The following is a 24,589-nucleotide window of genomic DNA, read 5'->3' on the forward strand; positions in this document are numbered from 1 at the left end:
AATGTTACCGTCGGCCGGTGTTGATCAACCGACCGCGTGTCGCAGCTGCGCTGATCGCCGTGACCGCGGCACTGTCCGCCGGTTGCGGTTCAGAAAGTGCCGCCCCGCAGGGCCAGCCGTCGATCAGCACGAGTGTGACCAAGATCGCCGACGCCGGCGTGTTGGGCAATCAGCGCCGTCCCGACGAGTCGTGTGCGCCCGCGCCGGCTCCCGCGGACCCTGCCCCGCGCGACGTTCACAACGCGGAGGGCAACGGCATCCCTCCGACCACGCAGATCTTCGGTGATCCGCAACGCATCGTCGTGCTGTCCGGCGATCAGCTCGACGCGTTGTGCGCCCTGGGCCTGCAATCCCGCGTCGTCGCGGCCGCCACACCGGTGGGTTCGGACAGCCAGCCGTCGTACCTGGGTAAGGCCGTGCACGACGTCGCTGCGGTCGGCGACCGCAACGCACCGGATCTCTCGGGCATCTCCGCGGCCCACCCCGACCTGATCCTGGGGTCGCAGACCCTGACCCCGGACGCATTCGGTGCGCTGGCCGCGATCGCGCCGACGTTGTTCACCGGCGCGCCCGGCGCCGGCTGGCAGGACACTCTGCGCGCGGTGGGCGCGGCGACCGGACGCGCCGACGCGGCGGGCGACCTGGTCGACAAGTTCAACGACGCGGCCCGCAAGACCGGCATCGACAACGACGCCGCGCACTTTCAGGCGTCCGTGGTCCAACTGACCGAGAACACCGTGCGGGTCTACGGCGCCAACAACTTCCCGGGCAGCGTGTTGGCCGCGGTCGGGCTGGACCGGCCCGCGGCGCAGCGGTTCACCGACAAGCCGTTCGAGGAACTGGCCACCTCCGGCGGTGACTTCTCCATCGCCGACGCCGACATCGTGTACGTGTCGTTCGCATCGCCTGCCGCGCGCGACCACGCCACCGCGATCCTGGACAGCCCGGCGTGGCGGGCGTTGTCGGCCACGAAGGACAACCGGGTGTTCGTGGTCAACAACGAGGTGTGGCAGACCGGCCAGAACATCGTCGCGGCCCGCGGCATCCTCGACGACCTGCGCTGGGTCAACGCGCCGATCAATTAGTCTCACTGGCGTGTTTCACATCCTCACGTTGACTTATCTGAAGCCGGTCGAAGTTGTCGACCAGACCCGGGCTGCGCACGTCGCATGGCTCAAGGACGAGGTGGCCGCAGGCCGCATCCTGCTCGCGGGCCGGCTGGAACCCCTGACCGGCGGCGTGTTGATCACCGGCGACATCAGCGCCGAGGATGCCCAGCAGATCATCGACACCGACCCGTACACGCTCGAGGGACTGGTGAGCTACGAGCGGGTGTCGTTCAACGGGTCGATCCGCGCGCCGGGACTCTGAGCCACCGCTCCCAGGCAAACATCAGGGAGAGACATCACAGTCGACAGCGGGACTAACGTCGGCATCGCGATAGTTGCACATGTCGGGCCGCGTTCTGCGGCGCACCAGTCAACTGGGCCAATGTCCCCAGAAGCATGCACTGACGACGATCGAAGAGGGCTGTGATGAGCACTGTTACCGCATACGCCGCGACCTCGGCAACCGAGCCGCTGACCAAGACCACCATCACCCGTCGCGAGGTGGGGCCCCACGATGTGGCGTTCGACATCCACTTCGCGGGCATCTGTCACTCCGACATTCACACCGTGAAGGCCGAGTGGGGCCAGCCCAACTACCCCGTGGTGCCGGGCCATGAGATTGCCGGCGTCGTGACCGCGGTCGGCTCGGAGGTCATCAAGTACAAGGTCGGCGACCATGTGGGTGTCGGCTGCTTCGTCGACTCCTGCCGCGAGTGCGACAACTGCAAGGCCGGACTGCAGCAGTACTGCACCGGGACCGGCATGGTCGGCACGTACAACGCGACCGGCCGCGACGGCACGCCCACGCACGGCGGCTACAGCGGCGCGATCGTCGTCGACGAGAACTACGTGCTGCGGATCCCCGACAGCATCCCGTTGGACAAGGCCGCTCCCCTCCTGTGCGCCGGCATCACGCTGTACTCACCGCTGCGGCACTGGAATGCCGGCCCCGGTAAGAAGGTCGCCGTCATCGGTCTGGGCGGCCTCGGTCACATGGGTGTCAAGATCGCCCACGCGATGGGTGCGCACGTCACCGTGCTGTCTCAGTCGCTGAAGAAGATGGAGGACGGTCTGCGGCTCGGCGCCGACGAGTACTACGCGACCAGCGACCCGGACACCTTCACCAAGCTGGCGGGCAAGTTCGACCTGATCCTCAACACCGTGTCGGCCAACCTCGACATGGGCGCCTACCTGGGCCTGCTGGCCACCGACGGCACACTCGTCGAACTGGGCGCGCCGGAGAAGCCGCTGGTGGTGCCGTTCTTCCCGCTGGGCGCCTACCGGCGCAGCCTGTCCGGTTCGATGATCGGCGGCATCCCGGAGACCCAGGAGATGCTCGACTTCTGCGCCGAGCATGACGTGACCCCCGAGATCGAGGTCATCGCACCCGACTACATCAACGAGGCCTACGAGCGCGTGCTCGCCAGTGATGTGCGGTACCGGTTCGTCATCGATACCGCTTCGCTGCGCGGCTAGTTACTCCGAAGCACCCGCATCTCGATCGACGCCGGCCAGGGGCCAACCGACGGCGGCCAGTTTGGCCGCCACCCGGTTGATGTTCTCCGGGCCGGCGTCGTGCTCGGTGACCTCGGAGATGAATTCCGCGATCACGTCGCGGTCGATCTTTCCGTCCACCAGCGACGCGGCACCGTTTGTGGTGATGTTGCGGACGACCTCTTTGAGCTGATCGTCGGTCAGCGGCGTGGCGCGCAGCAGCGCCAGTAGTGGCACGCGGTCGGTGCCCGGAACGCCTTCCGGGTAACCGGCGCGCAGCCAGTTCAGGATCGAGGTCACGAGAGACTGTGCGGTCACCACGCAAGTCTCATATCACGCAGCCGTCGGCACCACCCGAGGATCGGACAGTTCCCAGGTATTCACTACTCGTTAATCCTTGAGCAGTGAAAAACAATCCGGCTGAACACAACCGGTGACTCCCCCGCTGGACACGGGCAGGCTCGGCGCAGTGACCCGTGTGATCCGCTTCAACGCCTTCGACATGAACTGCGTCGCCCACCAGTCCCCCGGACTCTGGCGCCACCCGGCCGACCAGTCCTGGCGCTACAAGGACATCACCTACTGGACCGAACTGGCAAAGCTGTTGGAACGCGGCCGTTTTGACGGACTGTTCATCGCCGACGTGCTCGGCACCTACGACGTCTACGGTGGCAGCGACGAAGCCGCGATCCGCCAGGCCGCGCAGATCCCCGTCGGCGATCCGATGCTGTTGGTCTCGGCGATGGCGCTGGTCACCGAGAATCTCGGGTTCGGCATCACCACGGGCACCGGTTTCGAGCACCCCTACCCGTTCGCCCGGCGGATGTCGACGCTGGATCACCTGACCAACGGCCGCATCGGCTGGAATGTCGTGACCGGCTATCTGCCTGCGGCGGCGCGCAATATGGGCCAGACCGACCAGCCCGCCCACGACGCCCGCTACGACCATGCCGACGAGTACCTCGAGGTGCTCTACAAGTTGTGGGAAGGTTCGTGGGAGGACGACGCGGTGGTGCGCGACGCCGAACGCGGCGTGTTCACCGATCCGGCCAAGGTGCACCACATCGGCCATTCCGGAACGCATTTCAGCGTTCCGGGGGTGCATCTCGCAGAGCCGTCGACGCAACGCACCCCGGTGATCTACCAGGCTGGGTCGTCGCCGCGCGGAGTGCGCTTCGCCGCCGAGAACGCCGAGGCCATCTTCACCGCGGCGCCCACCAAAACCATTCTCCGCGAAACGGTTTCGACGATTCGCGCGGAACTGGAGCTGGCCGGCCGAGATCCGTATGCGGCCAAGATCTTCAACCTCACCACGATCATCACCGCCGAGACCGACGAGGAAGCCGCGGCCAAGCACGCCGAGTACCTGTCCTACGGCGATCCCGAGGGCGCACTGGTGTTCATGTCCGGATGGATGGGGGTCGACCTGGCCCGCTACGGCCTCGATGAGCCGATCGGCAATGTCGATTCGAATGCGATCCTCTCGGCGGTCAAGGCTTTCCAGTCCGCCGACCCGGACGGCGGCGAGTGGGCAGTACGCGACATCGCCGAATGGGGCGAGATCGGCGGGATGGGCCCGCGCATCGTGGGATCCGGTGCGCGCGTTGCCGATACGCTGCAGGACTGGGTCGAGGAGACCGATGTCGACGGCTTCAACCTGGCGTACGCCGTCACTCCCGGCTCGTTCGCGGATTTCGTCGACTACGTGGTCCCCGTGCTCACCGCCCGCGGCGCCTACCAGACCGAGTACGCGCCGGGCAGTCTGCGCAACAAGCTGCTGGGGCGTGGCGACCGGCTCGCCGACGAGCACCGTGGCGCCAGTTACCGTGTAGGCGCGGCGAATTCGACGATCACCGAGCGGCCATCGACGGTGCCGTCGTCGTCGGCTTCAACCGCTGCTCAGCCTGCGCGAGGGCGGTAGCTCCACACAGGTTAGGCACAGAAGACTGTCAGAAATCTGCGCAATCGAACCCGTGGGGTCGGCGAATCGTGCTTACATTAGCCGCTACGCCACAAGGGAGACGACATGTCAGGTAAGGCAGCCCTTTTGATTGTGTCCGCAAGCATCGCGACGACTGTCGCGTTCACCGGCTGCGGTGGCTCCACATCGGCTGACAGCACCAGCACGACATCCGGTGCGGCGGCGTCGACCACGACCGCCGCTCCGGCGACCGCAGCCCCCGCCGCCAAGGTGTCGGCCAATACCGCGTCGGAGGACGATATCGCCGCGGCGCTCAAGGCCGCAGGGGTGAGCAATCCTTCCCGGTGGGCTGAGGAGGTCGTGGAATACCGGCCGTATCCCGCTGAGGATCCCAACCTCGGCAAGCTGCGCGACAATCTCGCGAAGTACAACCCCGGGCAGGAGACCGTGGACAAGATCGTGTCCGCGTTGACCCCATGACCTCCCGCCGCAGGGCGGGGCTCGTCCGCGTCGCCCTGTTCGCGTTGACCGTCGTGGGCATTCTGGCGACGGCCTTCGAGCTGGCCAGCGAACGGCATTGGAACAACTCGGAGCAATTGATCCCGTGGGTGGCCCTCGCGGTGCTCTCAGTGGCCACGGTGCTGACCGCACTGTCTGCGCGCGGCGCGCAGTTGATCGCTCGCGTCCTGGTGCTCGTCGTGCTCGGCGCATCGGCCTACGGCGTGCTCGATCATGTTGCCGTGAACCATGATTCGGGTCCGCTCGACCAGCGCTACGCCGACACCTGGGAGTCCATGCCGGCCACGCAGCAGTGGTGGTACGCAGCCACCAAGACGGTCGGACCGGCACCGACCCTGGCGCCCGGCGTGCTGGCGCAGACGTCGCTGTTGCTGTTGCTCGCGGGGTGGATCAAGCTGCCGCCCCGCGAGCCGGAACTCTAGAAGTCCCAGTCCTCGTCTTCGGTGTTGACGGCCTTACCGATCACGTAGCTCGAGCCCGAACCCGAGAAGAAGTCGTGGTTCTCGTCGGCGTTGGGGCTCAGTGCCGACAGGATCGCCGGGTTGACGTCGGTCTCGTCCTTGGGGAACAGCGCCTCGTAGCCGAGATTCATCAACGCCTTGTTGGCGTTGTACCGCAAGAACTTCTTGACGTCTTCGGTGAGCCCGACCTCGTCGTAGAGATCCTGGGTGTACTCGACCTCGTTGTCGTAGAGCTCGAAGAGCAGCTCGTACGTGTAATCCTTGAGCTCCGTACGCTTTTCCTCATCGACCAGGGCCAGCCCGCGCTGGTACTTGTAGCCGATGTAGTAGCCGTGCACGGCCTCGTCGCGGATGATCAGCCGGATCATGTCGGCGGTGTTGGTCAGCTTGGCCCGGCTGCTCCAGTACATCGGCAGGTAGAAGCCCGAGTAGAACAGGAAGCTCTCCAGCAGCGTTGAGGCCACCTTGCGCTTGAGCGGCTCGTCACCCTTGTAGTACTGCATGACGATCTCGGCCTTGCGCTGCAGGTTCGGGTTTTCCTCCGACCAGCGGAACGCGTCGTCGATCTCGGCGGTCGAGCACAGCGTCGAGAAGATGTTGCTGTAGCTGCGAGCATGCACCGACTCCATGAAGGCGATGTTGGTGTAGACCGCCTCTTCATGCGGGGTGAGCGCATCGGGGATCAGGCTGACGGCACCGACGGTGCCCTGGATGGTGTCCAGCAGCGTCAGACCGGTGAACACCCGCATGGTCATCTGCTTCTCGTGGGCGGTCAGCGTGCCCCAGGACGGGATGTCGTTGGACACCGGCACCTTCTCGGGCAACCAGAAATTGCCGGTCAGCCGGTCCCAGACCTCAGCGTCCTTGTCGTCCTGCAGGCGGTTCCAGTTGATCGCTGACACACGGTCGATCAGCTTCATGCCTTCGCTCACCAGAACTCCATTTCCGCAGGTCACTTTGTCTGCCCTGACACTACCCCTGGGGCTAAGCGCCCGCGGGGACCCCGACATCTAGTGCTTTCGTGTCGCGCCCGTCGCGCAGGAAGTCGAACTCCGACGCGTCCAGATTGCGGGTCGCCAGCCAGTACTGCCACGTCATGCCGCTCCACAGCGTGCGATTGACGCCATGCTCGTCCATGTACCAGCTCCGGCAACCTCCGGTATTCCACACCGTATCGCGCAGATCGTGCTGCAGTTCGGCGTTGAACTCGTCCTGCGCGCGCCGGCTCGGCGCCAGCGCCTCGGCGCCCGCACTGTCGACCGCGGCGATCGCCTGACCGACGTAGCGGATCTGCTGCTCGATCATGAACACCACCGAGTTGTGCCCCAGCGCCGTGTTCGGCCCCAGCAGGAAGAAGAGGTTGGGCATGCCGGCGACGGCGATGCCGCGGTGGGCCTGGATGCCCTCCCGGTTCCAGCGGTCCACCAGGTCCTCGCCACCGGCGCCCTTGATGTCGACGTAGGTGTACGAATCCGTCACGTGGAAACCGGTCGCCCACACCACGACGTCCACCGGGTGCTCGACGCCGTCTGCGGTGACGATGCCGGTCGGGGTCATCCGCGCGATGCGCTCGGTGATCACCTGGGTCTTGGGGTTGGCGATACCCCGGTAGTAGGTGTCGGAGTTCAGGATTCGTTTGCAGCCCGCCCGGTAGTTCGGTGTGAGCTTGCGGCGCAGTTCCGGATCTTTGATGCTGCGGTTGATGTTGTAGCGGCCCATCAGCTCGCCGATTTTCAGCAGCCGCGGCTGTTGGGTCATGGCGAACCCGACGCCCTCGTGAATCCAGTAGATCGCGGCGCGCAGCAACGCGCGGGTGCCGGGCACGTAGCTGAACACGCGGCGCATCCACAGCGGGAAGGTGTTGTTCACCCGCGGCATCACCCACGCCGGGGTGCGCTGGTACAGCTGGAGTTCGGCGACGTCCTTGACGATCTCGGGGACGATCTGGATGGCGCTGGCACCGGTCCCGATGACGGCGACCCGTTTATCGCGGATGTCGACGCTGTGGTCCCACTGCGCCGAATGGAACGCGGCACCGGTGAAGTCTTCGCGGCCCTCGATGTCCGGGATCTGCGGGATGTGCAGACCGCCCGCGCCGGAGACCAGGAACTGGGCGATGTACTCCTGCCCGGTGTCGGTGAACACGTGCCAACGCAGTTCGCTGTCGTCCCAATGTGCGCGGTCGACATGGGTGTTGAACCGGATGTAGCGACGCAGCCCGTATTTGGCCGTCACCCCGAGCAGGTAGTCCTGGATCTCGGGCTGAAACGACCACATGTGGGTCCAGTCGGCTTTGGGCTCGAACGAGAACGAGTACATGTGCGACGGGATGTCACACGCACAGCCCGGGTAGGTGTTGTCTCGCCAGGTACCGCCGATCTCGTCGGCCTTCTCCAGGATGAGAAAGTCCACCCCGCGGCGCTGCAATTCGATGCCCATGCCCAAGCCGGAGAACCCACTGCCGATGATCAAGGCCCTGGTCCGGACAGGTTGCTGGGTGTGCACAGATTGCTCGGCAGCCGTCATGGCTTCAGGTCCTTTCCTGGGAACACCGGTACCGGATACTCGCCAGTCTGCGGACCTGAGACCCGGCTGTCAATGAACCTGGTCAGCCAACGTGTTCGCGGCGCTGCACACCCTCGTGCAGTGGCAGATCAGGGTCGATCCAGATGCCCAGCAATTCGCAGGTGCCGTTGATCGAGCCCACCATGATGGTGGTGAGATGCGCGACGAATTCGTCGATCGGCATCCGGCGCGGGCTGTCCTCTTCGCTGCCCAGCCACCAGTCGGTGGCCGAGGCCGCGGCGCCGAACATGGCGAACGCCGCCAGCTCCATCGCCGCCCCGTCGAGCTCCATCTCACGCAGCTCGTTGGAGAACATGTCGGCCATCGCCAGGGTGATCCCCCGGCCCTCGTTGAGCGCCCGCATGGTCGACTCGCTCTGTTCGGCGAAGCGGCCCTGAATCAGGAATCGCAGCACGTTCGGATGCTCGTCGACCAGGCGCACATACTGCTCGACACTGCGGCGGATGACCTCGCGGGCCGGGTCGGCGGCCAGGTTGATCGACGGGAAGATGGCCGCCCACAGCATGTCGCGCAGCCGCTCGCCGATGGCCTGGAACAGGTCGGACTTGTCGGCGAAGTGGCGGTAGATCTTCGGCTTGGCGGTGCCTGCTTCCTCCGCGATCTCCCGCAGGCTCAGCTCGGGGCCCAGCCGGTCGATGGCCCGGAATGCGGCCTCGACGATTTCGGACCGCACCCGCTTTCGATGCTCACGCCAGCGCTCGCTGCGGGCGTCTACTTTGACGCCCGCTTCGCCGCTGGTATGTGGTCTAACCCCTCGCCGCACGCGATTACTGTACTCGCCCTGATAGCGCTGACCTGCCCAGACCGTCCCGTTATCCGCAAACAACCCCTCTGAGCGGCGGTTGTCCCAGTCACGCCGGACACAGCCGGCTTCGGTACTATCGCTGCGACACTCAACCGATGAGACGAGGCTCATGACGCAGCGATACGACCTGGTCATTGCCGGTGGCGGCCCCTCCGGGTCGGCCGCCGCGTGGCAGGCCGCCCAGACCGGCGCCAAGGTGGTCGTCCTGGACAAGGCGCAGTTCCCGCGGGACAAGCCCTGTGGCGATGGCCTCACCGCCCGGGCGGTGAGCTACCTGCAGAAGATGGGCTTGGCCGACGAGGTCGCCAAGTTCCATCGGATCAACAAGGTCACCGTGTTCAGCCCGAGCGAGTGGGAGCTGTCCTTCCCCCGCCGTCCCGGCATGCCCAACCACGGCCACTCCGTAAGCCGTACCGAATTGGACACCCTGCTGCTCAAGCACGCCGAATCGGCGGGTGCCGAGGTGCGTCAGGGCTCCGAGGTGGCAGGCCCCGAGTTCGACGCCAACGGCCGGGTGGTGGGCGTGGTGCTCAAGAGCGGCGAGAAGGTGTACGGCGACGCGGTCATCGCGGCCGACGGCGCCTACTCCCCCATCAAGCGAGCGTTGAAGATCGACTCCGAGTACAACGGCTACTCGGCGATCGCGATCCGTTCGGAGATGCACGCCAACCGGCCCGACTCCGACAGCTTCGACATCTATCTCAAGCTGTTGTTCCAGGGCGATCAGCTGCCCGGTTACGGCTGGGTGTTCCCGATGGGCGGTGGCCGCTTCAACATCGGCCTCGGCTACGTCAACAGCTACAAGAACTGGCAGTCGATCAACGCCACCCAGTTCCTCGGCGACTTCCTCCGGACACTTCCGCGTGAGTGGGAGCTGCCGCCGATCGAGGAGCTCAAGAAGAACAAGAGCGTGCGGGCCTGGCGATTGCCCATGGGCTTCACGGCCTGGCCGCCCTGGCGTCCCGGTGTGCTGTTCGTCGGCGACTCGCTGGGCGCCGGCAAGCCGGTATCCGGCGCGGGCATCTCCAAGGCTCTCGAATCCGGCTTGACCGCAGGCGAATGCGCCATCGCGGCACTAACCAACGGCGGGCCCGACGATTTCACCAACTACGCGCAGCGCATGCAGGCGACGTGGGGTCGGGAGTACCGGCGGGGCCGCTTCTTCCACAAGCTCGCGGGGATTCCGGGGGTCGCCGGCGCAGGCCTCAAGGCGCTGGACAACCACACCTTCCGTGACCTGCTGCTGAAGTCGATGTACAAGAAGGCTCAGAGCCCTCAGCACACCTAGTCCGCCAGCTGCGTCGAATGGCCAGTTGTCGCACGCCTTTTGATGTTCGGCGTGTGACAACTGGCCACTCGTCGCTTACGGCCGTGAGCGCACCGGTAGCCACGCCGCGTCAGCGTCGACCGCGCCCAGCGCGCCCCGGCTTGCGTGCCACCTTGCCGGCAGCGGCGCGAGCGGCCTGCTTGGCGAGAGTCTTCTCCCGTGCGGTGCGTTTCACCACAGGCTGCGCCTGCCCCCGCGACGAACTGGCTTTACGGCCCCGGACGATCCCGATGAACTCCTCGACCAGTTCCGGCTGCGGCCCTTGCGGAAAGGCGAGCACGACGGGGCAGGTCGGCACGTCGGTGATCGGACGGTACGTGAGGTCCTTACGGTGATACAGCCGGGCCAATGACTGCGGAACGATGAGCGCGCCCATCCCGGCGGCGACGAGTTCTATTGCGTCCTTGGTGGTCTCGGGTCGGTAATCGACCGGCGTGCCGGGAGCATCCGGCCACGTGATGACGTCGTCGAGCGGCAGCAGCGTCGGCTCACCGTCCAGGTCGCCGACGGTGATCGCGTCGACCGCACTGAGAAGGTGATCGGTCGGCACCACGGCCACCGTCGTCTCCTCGTAGAGCGGTATGACGGCCAGCCCGGATGTGTCGGCCGGCAACCGGAGCAATGCCACGTCGACGATGGCCGCCCGCACCGCGTCGGCAGCATCCGCCGCGGTGACCGGGATCAACCTCAGCGGAACCTCAGGGTGACGCTCGGCCCAGATCCGTGCCCACTTCGCGGGCGTCCCGCCGGGCACGTACCCGAGGGTCAGGGAGTGCGAGGTCACCGCCTCAGGCTACCGATAGGCTGATGCCATGAGCAGGCCGAACGCGCAGTCCATGAAACCCGCCACGGCGGCGAAGAAGCTGGACGTGTATTTGCCCGCGACACCTGCGGAGTTCCAAGAGAAGCCCATCACCCGCGACGAGCTCGCCGCGCTGCAGGCGGACCCGCCTCAGTGGCTGAAGGACCTCCGCAAGAACGGGCCACATCCGAAGAACCTCGTGGCCGCCAAGCTCGGCATCTCGATCGCCGGTCTCGCGCGTGGCGGTGTCGAGAAAGCGCTCACCACCGAGCAGATCGATCAGCTGCTCGCGGAGAAGCCCGACTGGCTGGTTGCCGAACGCGAGAGCTACCAGGAAGTGCTGCGTGAGCAGCGGCGGGTGAAGGCACTGCACGCCGAGCAGGCCCGCGAGAGCTGATTCTTCCGGTCGCTGACGAAGTGCGTGTGCCAGGCCGGCTCGGCAGGAACGGCGGAATCGCGGTAGCTCTCACGACACTCGCATGCGCCACTGCCTGTTCGCACGTTGTGCCGGGCCAACCGCTCGCCGGTGGCGACGTCCACGCTGCGCCGACCCAGGACAAGCCTGTCATGGAGTGGCGTGACCACGTCCTGCCATCGGACTGTCTGCTCAACGGTCGGCAGATGTCGGCCCTGGCCGGTGTTGACCTCGACGACGGCCGCGACACGGACATCAAGAACACCGACGGGACCGTTGCTCACAACTGCAGTTACTACTCCGCCGCGGGAGGCGTGCTGTCGTTCACGGCGTCGATCAAGGTCCAGTCACCGGCCACCGGAGTGATCACCGAGCAGCTACTCGCCGGCATCGGTGAACCGGGAGCTACGGTCGTGCCCGGCCTGGGTCTCCGCATGATCATCGAACCCCTCACGCGCCCAGGCGATTTCCCAGTGATGCGGATCGCCACTGACAAGTATCTGGTGAACGTGGTGCTGGTGGTCGGTAACATCCCCGGGCCACCAGACGTCGCGTCGTGGACCCGTGCGGCATCCGAGATGCTCGCAGCGCTGCCGGCCTGAGCCGAGAGGCGCGTCGGACAGTGTCCAGTTCGATTCAGCAGCAACAAGTTTGACCGACGTGGCCGCCCGCCGTCGGGGGTCCGGTCTACGGTGCACACCGTGGCGTGGACCGAGGTGGCACCGGAGCGATGTGAGGTATGCGGCGCCGAATTCGGGCCTGGCACAGTACTGGTCGGCTGGCGGCCCGGCGCGCCCGGTTGTCGGACGTACTGCTGCCGGGCCTGCGACCACATCACGCAGGTGCCGGCTGATCAGATTCGGCACCGGTGGGTCGCCGGCCCGTCGCGGAGGCGGCAATGACCACGGGCGCGGTCCTTTTCCCGAAAGCCTGTGCAGTTTCTGAAAGCGAACTGCACGTCAGCTGGATAAGTTCCACTTGGTTCGCCGGGACTGTCCGGTCCCGGCCCTGGTGTGAGGAGTTTTCTGTGCTGAAAAGGATCGTCGCGGCGAGCACGGTGGCGCTGGGTGCCGTGTTGGCCACCGCCACCGGCGTCGCGCACGCCGATGATGTCGTCGTCAGAGACGCCAATGGCATTCCGTGGAGTTGGCCGACGGAGGCGTCCTGCATCAAGGATGGTCCCGACCAACACCTTGCGAACAGCGATGACGACGACTTCCTCAAGTACTGGTACTGCCTGAAGCACGACGACGGCCTGTGGTACCTGCACAACACAGACAGCCCTACCGACCGGGTCGACTAGCCATCCAGGGGCGATCACCTGACGGGTGATCGCCCCTGTGGCAGTTTGCTTTTCGACGTCGGCGATCAGATCTTGACCGCTTGGGGCGCTTTCCAGGTGCCGTTGAGCGCTTCTTCCTTGGGCCAGTACAGTCGCAGGATCATCTGGAACGGCCCGTCCGGTGCGGGCAGCCAGTTGGCCTGCTTGTCGGCACCTGGCGACTGGTTCTGCACGTGGATCGTGATGCCGCCGTCGGGATCGTGAATCAGGTTGGGCAGCATGGGCGAGTTGATGAGGTAGCGGTTGATGGGGTTGGCCACCAGCAGGCTCTGCGGCATCTTGTACATCGTGATCGACCAGAACGAATTGACCGGCGGCAACTGCCCTGACGCGAATCGCAGGGTGTAGCTGTTGGTGCCGGTCAGCGGCGTACCGGTGGAGTCGGTGGCGATCACCGGGTACATGGCTTCCTGCGCGACGTTGCCGTAGATGCCGAGCACCGAACCGGCCATGCGGTAGAGGTAGTTGTTCTTCAGTTCCGCGTGGGTGCCGAACAGCTGCCCGGAGGTGACCTGTCCGGTGTTGAGCTTGTCCTTCTGAAACGTCGTCAGCTCGGCCCAGGCGTCGGCCATGCCGTCCTGCACGGCCTGCAAGGTGTCCTTGCTCATGGTGTCGGGGTTGAAGTCGCCGTCGGGGCCGACGCCGATGGTGGCGAACCGGTCCCGCAGCTCCTTCTCGTCCGGCAGTACGGGCGCAGACTTCAGGACGAAGTTGAGAACCTGAAAGAACTTCGGCGAGGCTTTCTGTTCATCCGGGGTCAGCGGGGCGACGAAGTCCATCGGCGGGGCGGTGGCTGCGGGCTTGTGCTCGAAGGCCGACAGCGGTTCGACGGTGTAGCCGGCCTGGATCTTCTTGACGTTGTCGATGTCATTGGGATCGAACAGCTGGGTGCGGTAGATGACGAGAGAGAAGTCGGTGTCCGACCGGATCACCTCGTTGATGCCGGCCGGCTTGTCGCCCTTCCAGTTCGGGCCTGCCAGCAGGTACTTGCCGCCGCCGTTGCCTGTGGTGCGGCTGCCCACGTAGGCGTAGTCGTAGGTGTAGCCGTCGACGAACTGCAACGAGTAGTAGCGGCCTGCTTCGATCGGCGGCACGGTCAGCACAAGAGGCTCGGCCCGCAGATCAGCACCCAGCATCGTGTACGGCGTATCGGAGTTGGGCGTCTGGATGGTGGTGTCCTCGGGCGTGAATACCCGTGCGATGCTGTGCGTCTGGTTCCAGTCGCCCTTGTACTGCGGGTTGCTCTTGTCGACGAAGTAGGAATGCTGGATGCGGTAGTTGTCGACCATCGGGAAGCCGTATGTGTACGCCTCCTTGGCGATCTCACGCACCTGCTGCGGCGTCGGCGTCGCGCTCGAACCAGCCGGTGGTTCACCGGATTTGGCGCTGCACCCTGCAGTCGCAGCCATCAGTAACGCGACAAGTCCCGAAACCCAAACCTTCATGTGTTCCCTCCTACGGGCCGTCGCGGTGCATCGCCGCTAACGGAGCTTTCCAGTTGTCTGCTTATCTCGGTACCTACAGCACGCGCTGGCCGTGACCGCCGCACCGGTGGCGACGATGTTGGCGAAACCACCTCTGTAGCAGCCGATCACTACGCGGGCGGACTCAACGTAATCTCGCTTCCCTCGACAGGGCCTCTAATGTGCATCATCCGGTCTGCACTAGTCTTGACTTTGCAGGACAGCTTCTTGACTATTGTGGACATGCATCTGATCCGTGGATCATGCCTGACCGGGTTCGATGCCCTCACCGCGGCCCACGGAGGCGACGCGAACGCACTGCTGGCGTTGGCAGGCATCGATCCCGCCGACGCCGGCCAGCGTGACCGGTACATCTCCCTGCGCAGCGCGATCGCCGCGGTGGAAGACGCAGCCGCCGTGTTGGGCGTCGATGATTTCGGCCGCCAACTCGCGGCGAGGCAGAACATCGACATCCTCGGCCCGGTCGGCGTCGCTGCCCGCACAGCCACCACGGTCGCAGAGGCCTTCACGATCCTCGACACCCACATGGGCACCTACAGCGCAGGAATCACCGCGCGCATCAGACCCGGAGCCGACGAGACACAGTGCCGGTTCGAATACGATTTCCTCCTGCACCCCGCGCCGCCACAAGCCCAGGCCATCGAACTGTCCCTTGGCGTCACCCTCCGTGTGCTGCACCTGTTCTTGGGCACCACCTATCGGCCTGTGGCAGTGCACGTGCCGCACCCGGCACTGGGCATCAAGTCCGACTACCGCCGGTACTTTGGCTGCTCGCCCCACTTCAACGAACCGATCGCCGGATTCACCTTGCGTATCAAGGACTTACAGCGCCCGCTCAACCACGACCCCCTGGCTCACCAACTCGCCATGAGTTACCTGTCAGACACCCACGGTCAGCGCACCCACAACATCGCCGGCACCGTGCGCAGCATGGTGCGCCAGCTGCTGCCCTCCGGTGACGTCACCGCCGAGGTGGTCGCCCGCCAGTTCGGCATCCACCCGAAAACCTTGCAGCGGCGCCTTGTCGCGGAAGGGACCAACTTCGCCGACGTGGTCGACCGGACTCGCCGCGAACTGGCCCACCGTCTGCTCGTCGGCACCGATCTGCCCGTCGGCCAGGTGTCCCGTCAACTCGGTTACGCCGAACACAGCGTCTTCGTCCGCGCCTGCAAGCGCTGGTTCAATATGACGCCCACTGCATATCGCGGAATGGGAGATACTGCGACACAGTGACTTTCATAATCGTCGCTTTTTGATTGAGCGGGTGTCGCATTGAAAATGCCCGGGCCCCCAATCAGTGATTGGGGGCCCGGGACTTAATGTGTGTTCGGCGGTGTCCTACTTTTCCACCCGTGTGGGTAGTATCATCGGCGCTGGCAGGCTTAGCTTCCGGGTTCGGGATGGGACCGGGCGTTTCCCTGCCGCTATGGACCGCCGTAACTCTATTCACCCGTTTCTGGGTGTGAAACCTTGTGTGTTTTGGTGGTGGGGTGCGGTGTGCACCCACGACACAGTGGTCGCGTGTGTGGTTGTGGTGTGGTTGCGAAACAGGATGTGCGTGTTCTTACTGAGACTCATCAAACATGGTGTTTGTTGGGTTGTTGTAAGTTTTCGGCCGGTTAGTGCCAGTTCCCTGCGCCTATTGCTAGGTGTCTAGGTCTGGTCTATCGATCCCGTGGTCTGCGGGGGGCCTTATCCCACTTAATGGGTGAGAAGCCTGGTCTTGGAGGGGGTTTCCCGCTTAGATGCTTTCAGCGGTTATCCTGTCCGAACGTGGCTATCCAGCCATGCCCCTGGTGGGACAACTGGTAGACCAGAGGTTCGTCCGTCCCGGTCCTCTCGTACTAGGGACAGATTTCCTCAAGCTTCTGACGCGCGCGGCGGATAGAGACCGAACTGTCTCACGACGTTCTAAACCCAGCTCGCGTGCCGCTTTAATGGGCGAACAGCCCAACCCTTGGGACCTGCTCCAGCCCCAGGATGCGACGAGCCGACATCGAGGTGCCAAACCATCCCGTCGATATGGACTCTTGGGGAAGATCAGCCTGTTATCCCGGGGTACCTTTTATCCGTTGAGCGACACCCCTTCCACTCAGAGGTGCCGGATCACTAGTCCCGACTTTCGTCCCTGCTCGACATGTATGTCTCGCAGTCAAGCTCCCTTGTGCACTTACACTCAACACCTGATTGCCGTCCAGGTTGAGGGAACCTTTGGGCGCCTCCGTTACATTTTAGGAGGCAACCGCCCCAGTTAAACTACCCACCAGGCACTGTCCCTGAACCGGATATACGGTCCGAGGTTAGAGGCCCAATACGATCAGAGTGGTATTTCAACAACGACTCCACACAAACTGGCGTCTGCGTTTCACAGTCTCCCACCTATCCTACACAAACCGTATCGAGCACCAATACCAAGTTGTAGTGAAGGTCCCGGGGTCTTTTCGTCCTGCCGCGCGTAACGAGCATCTTTACTCGTAGTGCAATTTCGCCGAGTCTATGGTTGAGACAGTTGAGAAGTCGTTACGCCATTCGTGCAGGTCGGAACTTACCCGACAAGGAATTTCGCTACCTTAGGATGGTTATAGTTACCACCGCCGTTTACTGGGGCTTAAATTCTCCGCTTCACCCCGAAGAGTTAACGGGTCCTCTTAACCTTCCAGCACCGGGCAGGCGTCAGTCCGTATACATCGTCTTGCGACTTCGCACGGACCTGTGTTTTTAGTAAACAGTCGCTTCTCACTGGTTTGTGCCACCCCCTCCCGCTACCCACCGCAAGGGTGTTCACGATATGGGGGTCCCCCTTCTCCCGAAGTTACGGGGGCATTTTGCCGAGTTCCTTAACCATAGTTCACTCGTACGCCTTAGTATTCTCTACCTGACCACCTGTGTTGGTTTGGGGTACGGGCCGTGTATGTCCTCGCTAGAGGCTTTTCTTGGCAGCATAGGATCACCGAATTCGCCTCACTCGGCTATGCATCACCTCTCAGGATCAACGAAACGCGGATTTACCTACGTTCCTCCCTACAGGCTTACCCCGGTATTACCACTGACCGGTACGGCTACCTTCCTGCGTCACCCCATCGCTTGACTACTACCAAAGAAGGTCCCACGCAGCCAGCGATCCTCGCACCCCGAAGGGATTGATGGACCACCTTTTGGGTGGTTAGTACCTCTGATTCATCAGGGACGCACACACACGGGTACGGGAATATCAACCCGTTGTCCATCGACTACGCCTGTCGGCCTCGCCTTAGGTCCCGACTCACCCTGGGCGGACTGGCCTGGCCCAGGAACCCTTGGTCTTTCGGCGGGCAAGGTTCTCACTTGCCTATTCGCTACTCATGCCTGCATTCTCACTCCCACACCCTCCACCACTCGATCACTCGGCGGCTTCACCGGACGCAGGACGCTCCCCTACCCAACGACACAAGGTCGTTGCCGCGGCTTCGGCGGTGTGCTTGAGCCCCGCTACATTATCGGCGCACAATCACTTGACCAGTGAGCTATTACGCACTCTTTCAAGGGTGGCTGCTTCTAAGCCAACCTCCTGGTTGTCTTCGCGACTGCACATCCTTTTCCACTTAGCACACGCTTAGGGGCCTTAGCCGGCGATCTGGGCTGTTTCCCTCTCGACGCACGGAGCTTATCCCCCGCCGTCTCACTGCCACACTCTTGGACTTGTCGGCATTCGGAGTTTGGCTGACGTCAGTAACCTAGTAGGGCCCATCGGCCATCCAGTAGCTCTACCTCCAACAAGAAACATGTGACGCTGCACCTAAATGCATTTCGGGGAGAACCAGCTATCACGGAGTTTGATTGGCCTTTCACCCCTACCCACAGCTCATCCCTCAGTCTTCAACCTAAGTGGGTTCGGGCCTCCACACGGTCTTACCCGCGCTTCACCCTGGCCATGGGTAGATCACTCCGCTTCGGGTCCAGAACACACCACTACACCAACCCCAACGGGATGGATACGCCCTATTCAGACTCGCTTTCGCTGCGGCTACCCCACCCGGGTTAACCTCGCGACATGTCCCTGACTCGCAGGCTCATTCTTCAAAAGGCACGCCATCACCCCACGACACAGTCGAAGGCTCTGACGGATTGTAAGCGCACGGTTTCAGGTACTATTTCACTCCCCTCCCGGGGTACTTTTCACCATTCCCTCACGGTACTCATCCGCTATCGGTCACTGGGAAGTATTCAGGCTTACCGGGTGGTCCGGCAGATTCACAGCAGATTTCACGGGCCCGCTGCTACTCGGGAACACCATCAAGACAGACGTCGGGTTTTCACGTACCGGGCTCTCACCGTCTACGGCAGGCCATCCCAAGCCACTTCCGCTAACCACAACATTTTCTCACTGCCCTCTGAGGAGGTAGCCCAGAAAGATGGGTCCCACAACCCCGCACACACAACCCCTACCCGGTATCACATGCATACGGTTTAGCCATCCTCCGCTTTCGCTCGCCACTACTCACGGAATCACCATTGTTTTCTCTTCCTACGGGTACTGAGATGTTTCACTTCCCCGCGTTCCCCCCCAACGCCTATGTATTCAGCGTTGGGTGACACGACATCACTCGTGCCGGGTTTCCCCATTCGGACATCCTCGGATCCACGCTCGGTTGACAGCTCCCCGAGGCATATCGCAGCCTCCCACGTCCTTCATCGGCTCCCAGTGCCAAGGCATCCACCATGCGCCCTTAAACACTTACAACACAAAAACCAAAAATGAGTTTCAAAAGAAATTGCACATCAACACACAACAACAACACCCACCCAAAGGCAGATGCCACATTCTTGCGCGCTAGATGCTCGCAACCACTATCCACAAATCAAACACCACACCCACCACCAAAGCAGGGCAACAACACACCCCTGCCCCAACGGGACAGGACCGCGGGCCTGTTGTCTCAAAGCCCAATAGTGTGTCCGATGATTTTCCGCAGATGCTTTCCCGCATCCCACGCCAAGTTTGTTGTTGCACCAAACCCCGGTCACTACAACCAGACAGGTTCCTCACGGCTCACACCCTCCCCAATAGAGGATGCCTCTCGTGGTGCTCCTTAGAAAGGAGGTGATCCAGCCGCACCTTCCGGTACGGCTACCTTGTTACGACTTCGTCCCAATCGCCGATCCCACCTTCGACGGCTCCCTCCCACAAGGGGTTAGGCCACCGGCTTCGGGTGTTACCGACTTTCATGACGTGACGGGCGGTGTGTACAAGGCCCGGGAACGTATTCACCGCAGCGTTGCTGATCTGCGATTACTAGCGACTCCGACTTCACGGGTCGAGTTGCAGACCCCGATCCGAACTGAGACCGGCTTTGAAAGGATTCGCTCCACCTCACGGTATCGCAGCCCTTTGTACCGGCCATTGTAGCATGTGTGAAGCCCTGGACATAAGGGGCATGATGACTTGACGTCATCCCCACCTTCCTCCGAGTTGACCCCGGCAGTCTCCTACGAGTCCCCGGCATAACCCGCTGGCAACATAGGACAAGGGTTGCGCTCGTTGCGGGACTTAACCCAACATCTCACGACACGAGCTGACGACAGCCATGCACCACCTGCACACAGGCCACAAGGGAACTGATATCTCTACCAGCGTCCTGTGCATGTCAAACCCAGGTAAGGTTCTTCGCGTTGCATCGAATTAATCCACATGCTCCGCCGCTTGTGCGGGCCCCCGTCAATTCCTTTGAGTTTTAGCCTTGCGGCCGTACTCCCCAGGCGGGGTACTTAATGCGTTAGCTACGGCACGGATCCCAAGGAAGGAAACCCACACCTAGTACCCACCGTTTACGGCGTGGACTACCAGGGTATCTAATCCTGTTCGCTCCCCACGCTTTCGCTCCTCAGCGTCAGTTACTGCCCAGAGACCCGCCTTCGCCACCGGTGTTCCTCCTGATATCTGCGCATTCCACCGCTACACCAGGAATTCCAGTCTCCCCTGCAGTACTCCAGTCTGCCCGTATCGCCCGCACGCCCACAGTTAAGCTGTGAGTTTTCACGAACAACGCGACAAACCACCTACGAGCTCTTTACGCCCAGTAATTCCGGACAACGCTCGCACCCTACGTATTACCGCGGCTGCTGGCACGTAGTTGGCCGGTGCTTCTTCTGCACATACCGTCACTCACGCTTCGTCTGTGCTGAAAGAGGTTTACAACCCGAAGGCCGTCATCCCCCACGCGGCGTCGCTGCATCAGGCTTGCGCCCATTGTGCAATATTCCCCACTGCTGCCTCCCGTAGGAGTCTGGGCCGTATCTCAGTCCCAGTGTGGCCGGTCACCCTCTCAGGCCGGCTACCCGTCGTCGCCTTGGTAGGCCATTACCCCACCAACAAGCTGATAGGCCGCGGGCCCATCCCACACCGCAAAAGCTTTCCACCACAACCCATGAAGGCCATGGTCCTATCCGGTATTAGACCCAGTTTCCCAGGCTTATCCCAAAGTGCAGGGCAGATCACCCACGTGTTACTCACCCGTTCGCCACTCGAGCACCCCGAAGGGCCTTTCCGTTCGACTTGCATGTGTTAAGCACGCCGCCAGCGTTCGTCCTGAGCCAGGATCAAACTCTCCAAACAAAAACCCCGGGACAAAACCCGAAAGAATTCACATTCAGAAAAATCCGATCACAAACAACAGACACCAAAAACCGGCATCCAAAAAAACAAAAGGTCACACCCTAAACGGGAAAAAGAATGCAACCAAAAACAACAAACAAAAACCACCAAACACACTATTGAGTTCTCAAACAACACACCCGAACCAACCGCGCAACAGTCCCGCGGCCAAAAGCCGCTCAACCTTAGCACGGACAGTAAGAAAACCCCCACCAAAGTGGGAGACTCTCTCGGACTCGTCATCACTTCCCGGCTAGGCCGTGTCGCTCTGACCTGCAATAAGTTACGTGAGCACTAACAGCGAGTCAAATCGCCAGGTCACCGGCCACGACACCCAGGTCACCGACCCGACGACCAGCCTGCTGGCGCTGTTGATAACGCCATTCGTCGCCGCTTACACCGGCCCAGCAACAGACGTCGAATTGCTGAGGTCCTCACAATGCTTGCAGTGCCCCCGTAACGCCCGCCGTATGTCAAAAAAATTGTGAGCGTTTCGCCGGCGCGCGTCCGGGCGCGATTCGTCGACGGTACGAAGCGCTGCGAACCGCGCACTCGGTTGGTCGCCGGTCAAACCGGTGGATTGGAGTTCTCGGTACCCAGATCACGGAGTCCGATGTGCTGCCGCACGGCGTTGGCCTCCAGCGCGTGCATGCCCCGGCGGCTCAGTCCGAGTACGGGAACAGAAACGGTTGCGGAGTCCCCTGCGACGAACCGCATGAGCAAGCGGTGCTGCTCCAAGACTTGGATGGCTTCCGCGATCGGGCGCAGATCGGGATCGGTGTACGGGTTCCCTTGCCGGTAGATGAACTTGGGTTCTGCCCACCGACCTGTCCTGCACCACACGGCAATGTTGTAGATGGCGAAGCCTTCATACACATGCGGTGAGAGCTGAGGATAGGAGAACAGCGGCAGGATCGTCGCCGCCAATTCCTCAGGTGAGATCGAGATCCACCACGGCGGACTACCGGTCATGCGCGCATTGAACCACCGATCACAAGGTTGCACAGCGGCCGGCTTCGTTTCAGGATCGCACGTCGTGCGTGGACATCTTGGCCAACAAAGACGCAGGCCAGGGAATGTCTCCCCTGGCCTGCGACGTAGCTAGAACACTCCTAGAGCATGCAGCTGACGCAACCTTCGACTTCGGTGCCCTCCAAAGCCATCTGACGCAGTCGGATGTAGTAGAGCGTCTTGATGCCCTTCCGCCAGGCGTAGATCTGCGCCTTGTTCACGTCACGCGTATTGGCGGTGTCCTTGAAGAAGAGCGTCAGGCTCAGACCTTGATCCACATGCTGAGTGGCCGCGGCGTAGGTGTCGATGATCTTCTCGTAGCCGATCTCATACGCGTCCTGGTAGTACTCCAGGTTGTCGTTGGTGAGGAACGGCGCCGGGTAGTAGACCCGACCGATCTTGCCTTCCTTACGGATCTCGATCTTGCTGGCCACGGGGTGGATCGACGACGTCGAGTGGTTGATGTAGGAGATCGACCCGGTCGGCGGAACGGCCTGCAGGTTCTGGTTGTAGATACCGTGCGCCTGCACGGATTCCTTGAGCGAGCGCCAGTCGTCCTGCGTCGGAACATGGATGCCGGCGTCCGCGAAGATCTGCCGCACCTTGTCAGTCGTCGGTTCCCACACCTGCTCGGTGTACTTGTCGAAGAACTCCCCCGAGGCATACTTCGACTTCTCGAATCCACCGAAGTGCGTACCGCGTTCGATCGCGATGAGATTCGAGGCCCGCAGCGCATGGAACAGCACTGTGTAGAAGTAGATGTTCGTGAAGTCGATGCCCTCTTCGGACCCGTAGAAGATTCGCTCGCGGGCCAGATAACCATGCAAGTTCATCTGCCCCAGGCCGATTGCGTGGGAGCTGTTGTTGCCCTGCTCGATCGACGGCACCGACCAGATGTGGGTCTGGTCGCTCACCGCGGTCAGCGCGCGGATGGCCACCTCGATGGTCTGCGCGAAGTCCGGTGAATCCATGGTCTTGGCGATGTTGAGCGAGCCGAGGTTGCACGAGATGTCCTTGCCCACCTGCGCGTAGGACAGATCGTCGTTGAACACCGACGGCGTCGACACCTGCAGGATCTCCGAGCACAGGTTGCTGTGGGTGATCTTGCCGTCGATCGGGTTGGCCCGGTTCACCGTGTCCTCGAACATGATGTACGGGTAGCCGGATTCGAACTGCAACTCGGCCAGCGTCTGGAAGAACTCGCGCGCCTTGATCTTGGTCTTGCGGATCTGCGCGTTGTCGACCATCTCGTAGTACTTCTCGGTGACGTTGATGTCAGCGAACGGCAGACCGTACACGCGCTCGACGTCGTACGGCGAGAACAGGTACATGTCCTCGTTCTTCTTGGCCAGCTCGAAGGTGATGTCCGGGATCACCACGCCGAGGCTCAGTGTCTTGATCCGGATTTTCTCGTCGGCGTTCTCGCGCTTGGTGTCGAGGAAGCGGTAGATGTCCGGGTGGTGGGCGTGCAGATACACCGCACCCGCGCCTTGGCGGGCCCCGAGCTGATTGGCGTAGGAGAACGAATCCTCCAGCAGCTTCATGATCGGGATGACACCCGAGGACTGGTTTTCGATGTTCTTGATCGGGGCGCCGTGCTCACGAATGTTGGAGAGCAGCAACGCAACTCCGCCACCGCGCTTGGACAGCTGCAGTGCGGAGTTGATGGAGCGCCCGATGGACTCCATGTTGTCCTCGATGCGCAGCAGGAAGCAGCTCACCGGCTCGCCGCGTTGCTTCTTGCCCGAGTTGAGGAACGTCGGAGTGGCCGGCTGGAACCGGCCGTCGATGATCTCGTCGACCAACTTCTCGGCCAGGTCGGTGTCACCAGCCGCCAGCGTCAGCGCGACCATGACGACACGGTCCTCGAATCGCTCCAGGTACCGCTTGCCGTCAAAGGTCTTCAGCGTGTAGCTGGTGTAGTACTTGAACGCGCCAAGGAAGGTCGGGAACCGGAATTTCTTGGCGTAGGCACGGTCCAGCAGCGACTTCACGAAGTTGCGGCTGTACTGGTCGAGCACCTCGCGCTCGTAGTAGTTCTTCTCGATCAGGTAGTCGAGCTTCTCGTCCTGGCTGTGGAAGAAGACCGTGTTCTGGTTGACGTGCTGCAGGAAGTACTCGCGCGCCGCCTGCCGGTCCTTGTCGAACTGAATCTTGCCGTCTTTGTCGTACAGATTCAGCATCGCGTTGAGGGCGTGGTAATCCGTCTCCCCCGGAAGCGTGTGCGTGCTGTCGGTTACAGGCTCTGCAGCTGTGACGGTCGGTGGCACGTCTGTTCCTTCCAGAAGTCGACGAGGCCGGCGCGGACGGCCTCCACGTCGTCAGGGGTACCCATGAGTTCGAAGCGATACAAGTACGGCACGCCACACTTGCGCGAGACCACATTGCCCGCGTAGGCGAACTCCGCACCGAAGTTGTTGTTGCCCGCAGCGATGACGCCGCGGATCAACGACCGGTTGTGTTCATTGTTGAGGAACGCGATGACCTGCTTGGGCACGTAGCCGCCGTTGTTGATGTCCGGCGTGGCTCGGCCTCCGCCGTAGGTCGGCAAGATCAGGACGAACGGTTCGTCCACCTCGATACGGCCGTGCAGCGGAATCCGGGTCGCGGGGATGCCCAGCTTCTCGACGAACCGGTGAGTGTTTTCCGAGACGCTGGAGAAGTAGACGAGATTGGTCATCC

20 protein-coding genes and 3 rRNA genes are annotated in these 24,589 nt (G+C 62.6%); 11 read left to right on the forward strand and 12 right to left on the reverse strand.

Annotated elements, in window-relative coordinates; all coding sequences use genetic code 11:
* The first annotated feature begins 17 nt into the window (after positions 1-17).
* The 3 genes from BTO20_RS23910 (at position 18) to BTO20_RS23920 (ending at position 2,585) form a co-directional block, all read left to right on the forward strand.
* Positions 18-1,085: an iron-siderophore ABC transporter substrate-binding protein gene (locus tag BTO20_RS23910; protein ID WP_087078568.1), complete on the forward strand. Its 1,068-nt coding sequence runs from the start codon at positions 18-20 to the stop codon at positions 1,083-1,085.
* 10 nt (positions 1,086-1,095) lie between these two features.
* Positions 1,096-1,371: a YciI family protein gene (locus tag BTO20_RS23915; protein ID WP_087078569.1), complete on the forward strand. Its 276-nt coding sequence runs from the start codon at positions 1,096-1,098 to the stop codon at positions 1,369-1,371.
* 164 nt (positions 1,372-1,535) lie between these two features.
* Positions 1,536-2,585 (forward strand): NAD(P)-dependent alcohol dehydrogenase, encoded by a 1,050-nt coding sequence (locus BTO20_RS23920; protein ID WP_087078570.1) that lies wholly within the window; start codon positions 1,536-1,538, stop codon positions 2,583-2,585.
* On the opposite strand, the gene BTO20_RS23925 is transcribed toward BTO20_RS23920, so the two are convergent.
* Entirely contained in the window at positions 2,586-2,921 is a 336-nt protein-coding gene (locus tag BTO20_RS23925) for a DUF3349 domain-containing protein (RefSeq protein WP_087082566.1), read from the reverse strand.
* Between the two features lie 151 nt (positions 2,922-3,072).
* Here BTO20_RS23925 and BTO20_RS23930 point away from each other — a divergent pair, with 151 nt between their 5' ends.
* The 3 genes from BTO20_RS23930 to BTO20_RS23940 all read left to right on the forward strand — a co-directional run bounded on the left by BTO20_RS23930 (position 3,073) and on the right by BTO20_RS23940 (position 5,465).
* Positions 3,073-4,524 (forward strand): LLM class flavin-dependent oxidoreductase, encoded by a 1,452-nt coding sequence (locus BTO20_RS23930; protein WP_087078571.1) that lies wholly within the window; start codon positions 3,073-3,075, stop codon positions 4,522-4,524.
* 105 nt (positions 4,525-4,629) lie between these two features.
* Positions 4,630-5,004, forward strand: coding sequence for a hypothetical protein (locus BTO20_RS23935; protein WP_087078572.1), 375 nt, complete (start codon positions 4,630-4,632; stop codon positions 5,002-5,004).
* Entirely contained in the window at positions 5,001-5,465 is a 465-nt protein-coding gene (locus BTO20_RS23940; protein ID WP_087078573.1) for a hypothetical protein, read from the forward strand. The genes BTO20_RS23935 and BTO20_RS23940 overlap by 4 nt, the downstream gene beginning before the upstream one ends.
* On the opposite strand, the gene nrdF is transcribed toward BTO20_RS23940, so the two are convergent.
* From nrdF to BTO20_RS23955, 3 genes are all read right to left on the reverse strand, one after another.
* The gene (gene nrdF, locus BTO20_RS23945) at positions 5,462-6,424 is read right to left on the reverse strand and encodes a class 1b ribonucleoside-diphosphate reductase subunit beta (RefSeq protein ID WP_087078574.1); all 963 of its coding nucleotides are present in this window, start codon (positions 6,422-6,424) and stop codon (positions 5,462-5,464) included. The two genes, BTO20_RS23940 and nrdF, sit on opposite strands and share 4 nt — an antisense overlap.
* A 64-nt stretch (positions 6,425-6,488) precedes the next feature.
* Positions 6,489-8,030, reverse strand: coding sequence for a flavin-containing monooxygenase (locus BTO20_RS23950; RefSeq protein ID WP_087078575.1), 1,542 nt, complete (start codon positions 8,028-8,030; stop codon positions 6,489-6,491).
* 82 nt (positions 8,031-8,112) lie between these two features.
* Positions 8,113-8,853: a TetR/AcrR family transcriptional regulator gene (locus tag BTO20_RS23955; protein WP_083162001.1), complete on the reverse strand. Its 741-nt coding sequence runs from the start codon at positions 8,851-8,853 to the stop codon at positions 8,113-8,115.
* A gap of 151 nt (positions 8,854-9,004) precedes the next feature.
* Here BTO20_RS23955 and BTO20_RS23960 point away from each other — a divergent pair, with 151 nt between their 5' ends.
* Positions 9,005-10,183 carry an NAD(P)/FAD-dependent oxidoreductase gene (locus BTO20_RS23960; RefSeq protein WP_087078576.1) on the forward strand — a complete coding sequence of 393 codons (1,179 nt, stop codon included), beginning with the start codon at positions 9,005-9,007 and terminating at the stop codon, positions 10,181-10,183.
* Positions 10,184-10,292: 109 nt separating this feature from the next.
* On the opposite strand, the gene BTO20_RS23965 is transcribed toward BTO20_RS23960, so the two are convergent.
* The gene (locus BTO20_RS23965) at positions 10,293-11,006 is read right to left on the reverse strand and encodes a LysR family transcriptional regulator substrate-binding protein (protein ID WP_087078577.1); all 714 of its coding nucleotides are present in this window, start codon (positions 11,004-11,006) and stop codon (positions 10,293-10,295) included.
* A 28-nt stretch (positions 11,007-11,034) separates the two neighbouring features.
* Here BTO20_RS23965 and BTO20_RS23970 point away from each other — a divergent pair, with 28 nt between their 5' ends.
* The 3 genes from BTO20_RS23970 to BTO20_RS23980 all read left to right on the forward strand — a co-directional run bounded on the left by BTO20_RS23970 (position 11,035) and on the right by BTO20_RS23980 (position 12,742).
* Positions 11,035-11,421 (forward strand): DUF5997 family protein, encoded by a 387-nt coding sequence (locus BTO20_RS23970; protein WP_087078578.1) that lies wholly within the window; start codon positions 11,035-11,037, stop codon positions 11,419-11,421.
* A 107-nt stretch (positions 11,422-11,528) separates the two neighbouring features.
* On the forward strand, positions 11,529-12,041 hold the full coding sequence (locus tag BTO20_RS23975; protein WP_087078579.1) for a hypothetical protein: 513 nt from the start codon (positions 11,529-11,531) through the stop codon (positions 12,039-12,041).
* 425 nt (positions 12,042-12,466) lie between these two features.
* Entirely contained in the window at positions 12,467-12,742 is a 276-nt protein-coding gene (locus BTO20_RS23980; RefSeq protein ID WP_157680314.1) for a hypothetical protein, read from the forward strand.
* A 65-nt stretch (positions 12,743-12,807) separates the two neighbouring features.
* Here BTO20_RS23980 and BTO20_RS23985 read toward each other — a convergent pair whose 3' ends face one another.
* Positions 12,808-14,226: a DUF1254 domain-containing protein gene (locus BTO20_RS23985; protein WP_087078580.1), complete on the reverse strand. Its 1,419-nt coding sequence runs from the start codon at positions 14,224-14,226 to the stop codon at positions 12,808-12,810.
* A 261-nt stretch (positions 14,227-14,487) separates the two neighbouring features.
* Between BTO20_RS23985 and BTO20_RS23990 the strand changes: the two genes are divergently transcribed.
* Positions 14,488-15,498 (forward strand): AraC family transcriptional regulator, encoded by a 1,011-nt coding sequence (locus BTO20_RS23990; protein WP_198344042.1) that lies wholly within the window; start codon positions 14,488-14,490, stop codon positions 15,496-15,498.
* A gap of 92 nt (positions 15,499-15,590) precedes the next feature.
* Here the strand turns inward: BTO20_RS23990 and rrf are convergent.
* The 6 genes from rrf to nrdI form a co-directional block, all read right to left on the reverse strand.
* A 5S ribosomal RNA gene (gene rrf / locus BTO20_RS23995) occupies positions 15,591-15,704 on the reverse strand.
* Between the two features lie 160 nt (positions 15,705-15,864).
* Positions 15,865-18,985, reverse strand: a 23S ribosomal RNA gene (locus BTO20_RS24000).
* 353 nt (positions 18,986-19,338) lie between these two features.
* Positions 19,339-20,857, reverse strand: a 16S ribosomal RNA gene (locus BTO20_RS24005).
* Together the 16S, 23S and 5S rRNA genes form the textbook arrangement of a ribosomal RNA operon.
* A gap of 606 nt (positions 20,858-21,463) precedes the next feature.
* Complete coding sequence (locus BTO20_RS24010; RefSeq protein ID WP_087078581.1) at positions 21,464-21,868, reverse strand: hypothetical protein; 405 nt, start codon at positions 21,866-21,868, stop codon at positions 21,464-21,466.
* Between the two features lie 140 nt (positions 21,869-22,008).
* On the reverse strand, positions 22,009-24,177 hold the full coding sequence (nrdE, locus tag BTO20_RS24015; protein ID WP_087078582.1) for a class 1b ribonucleoside-diphosphate reductase subunit alpha: 2,169 nt from the start codon (positions 24,175-24,177) through the stop codon (positions 22,009-22,011).
* The gene (gene nrdI, locus BTO20_RS24020) at positions 24,144-24,587 is read right to left on the reverse strand and encodes a class Ib ribonucleoside-diphosphate reductase assembly flavoprotein NrdI (RefSeq protein ID WP_087078583.1); all 444 of its coding nucleotides are present in this window, start codon (positions 24,585-24,587) and stop codon (positions 24,144-24,146) included. The genes nrdE and nrdI overlap by 34 nt, the downstream gene beginning before the upstream one ends.
* Positions 24,588-24,589: the final 2 nt, after the last annotated feature.

The organism is Mycobacterium dioxanotrophicus, assembly GCF_002157835.1.
In the GTDB taxonomy this organism is placed as follows: Bacteria; Actinomycetota; Actinomycetes; order Mycobacteriales; family Mycobacteriaceae; genus Mycobacterium; species Mycobacterium dioxanotrophicus.

Bases quoted from the DNA above. Each gene is read 5' to 3' on its own strand.
- nrdF (WP_087078574.1), bottom strand. From the start codon at position 6,424: ATGAAGCTGATCGACCGTGTGTCAGCGATCAACTGGAACCGCCTGCAG.
- BTO20_RS23990 (WP_198344042.1), top strand. From the start codon at position 14,488: ATGCATCTGATCCGTGGATCATGCCTGACCGGGTTCGATGCCCTCACC.
- BTO20_RS24010 (WP_087078581.1), bottom strand. From the start codon at position 21,868: ATGACCGGTAGTCCGCCGTGGTGGATCTCGATCTCACCTGAGGAATTG.
- BTO20_RS23940 (WP_087078573.1), top strand. From the start codon at position 5,001: ATGACCTCCCGCCGCAGGGCGGGGCTCGTCCGCGTCGCCCTGTTCGCG.
- BTO20_RS23970 (WP_087078578.1), top strand. From the start codon at position 11,035: ATGAGCAGGCCGAACGCGCAGTCCATGAAACCCGCCACGGCGGCGAAG.
- BTO20_RS23985 (WP_087078580.1), bottom strand. From the start codon at position 14,226: ATGAAGGTTTGGGTTTCGGGACTTGTCGCGTTACTGATGGCTGCGACT.
- BTO20_RS23920 (WP_087078570.1), top strand. From the start codon at position 1,536: ATGAGCACTGTTACCGCATACGCCGCGACCTCGGCAACCGAGCCGCTG.
- nrdI (WP_087078583.1), bottom strand. From the start codon at position 24,587: ATGACCAATCTCGTCTACTTCTCCAGCGTCTCGGAAAACACTCACCGG.
- BTO20_RS23950 (WP_087078575.1), bottom strand. From the start codon at position 8,030: ATGACGGCTGCCGAGCAATCTGTGCACACCCAGCAACCTGTCCGGACC.
- BTO20_RS23935 (WP_087078572.1), top strand. From the start codon at position 4,630: ATGTCAGGTAAGGCAGCCCTTTTGATTGTGTCCGCAAGCATCGCGACG.
- BTO20_RS23960 (WP_087078576.1), top strand. From the start codon at position 9,005: ATGACGCAGCGATACGACCTGGTCATTGCCGGTGGCGGCCCCTCCGGG.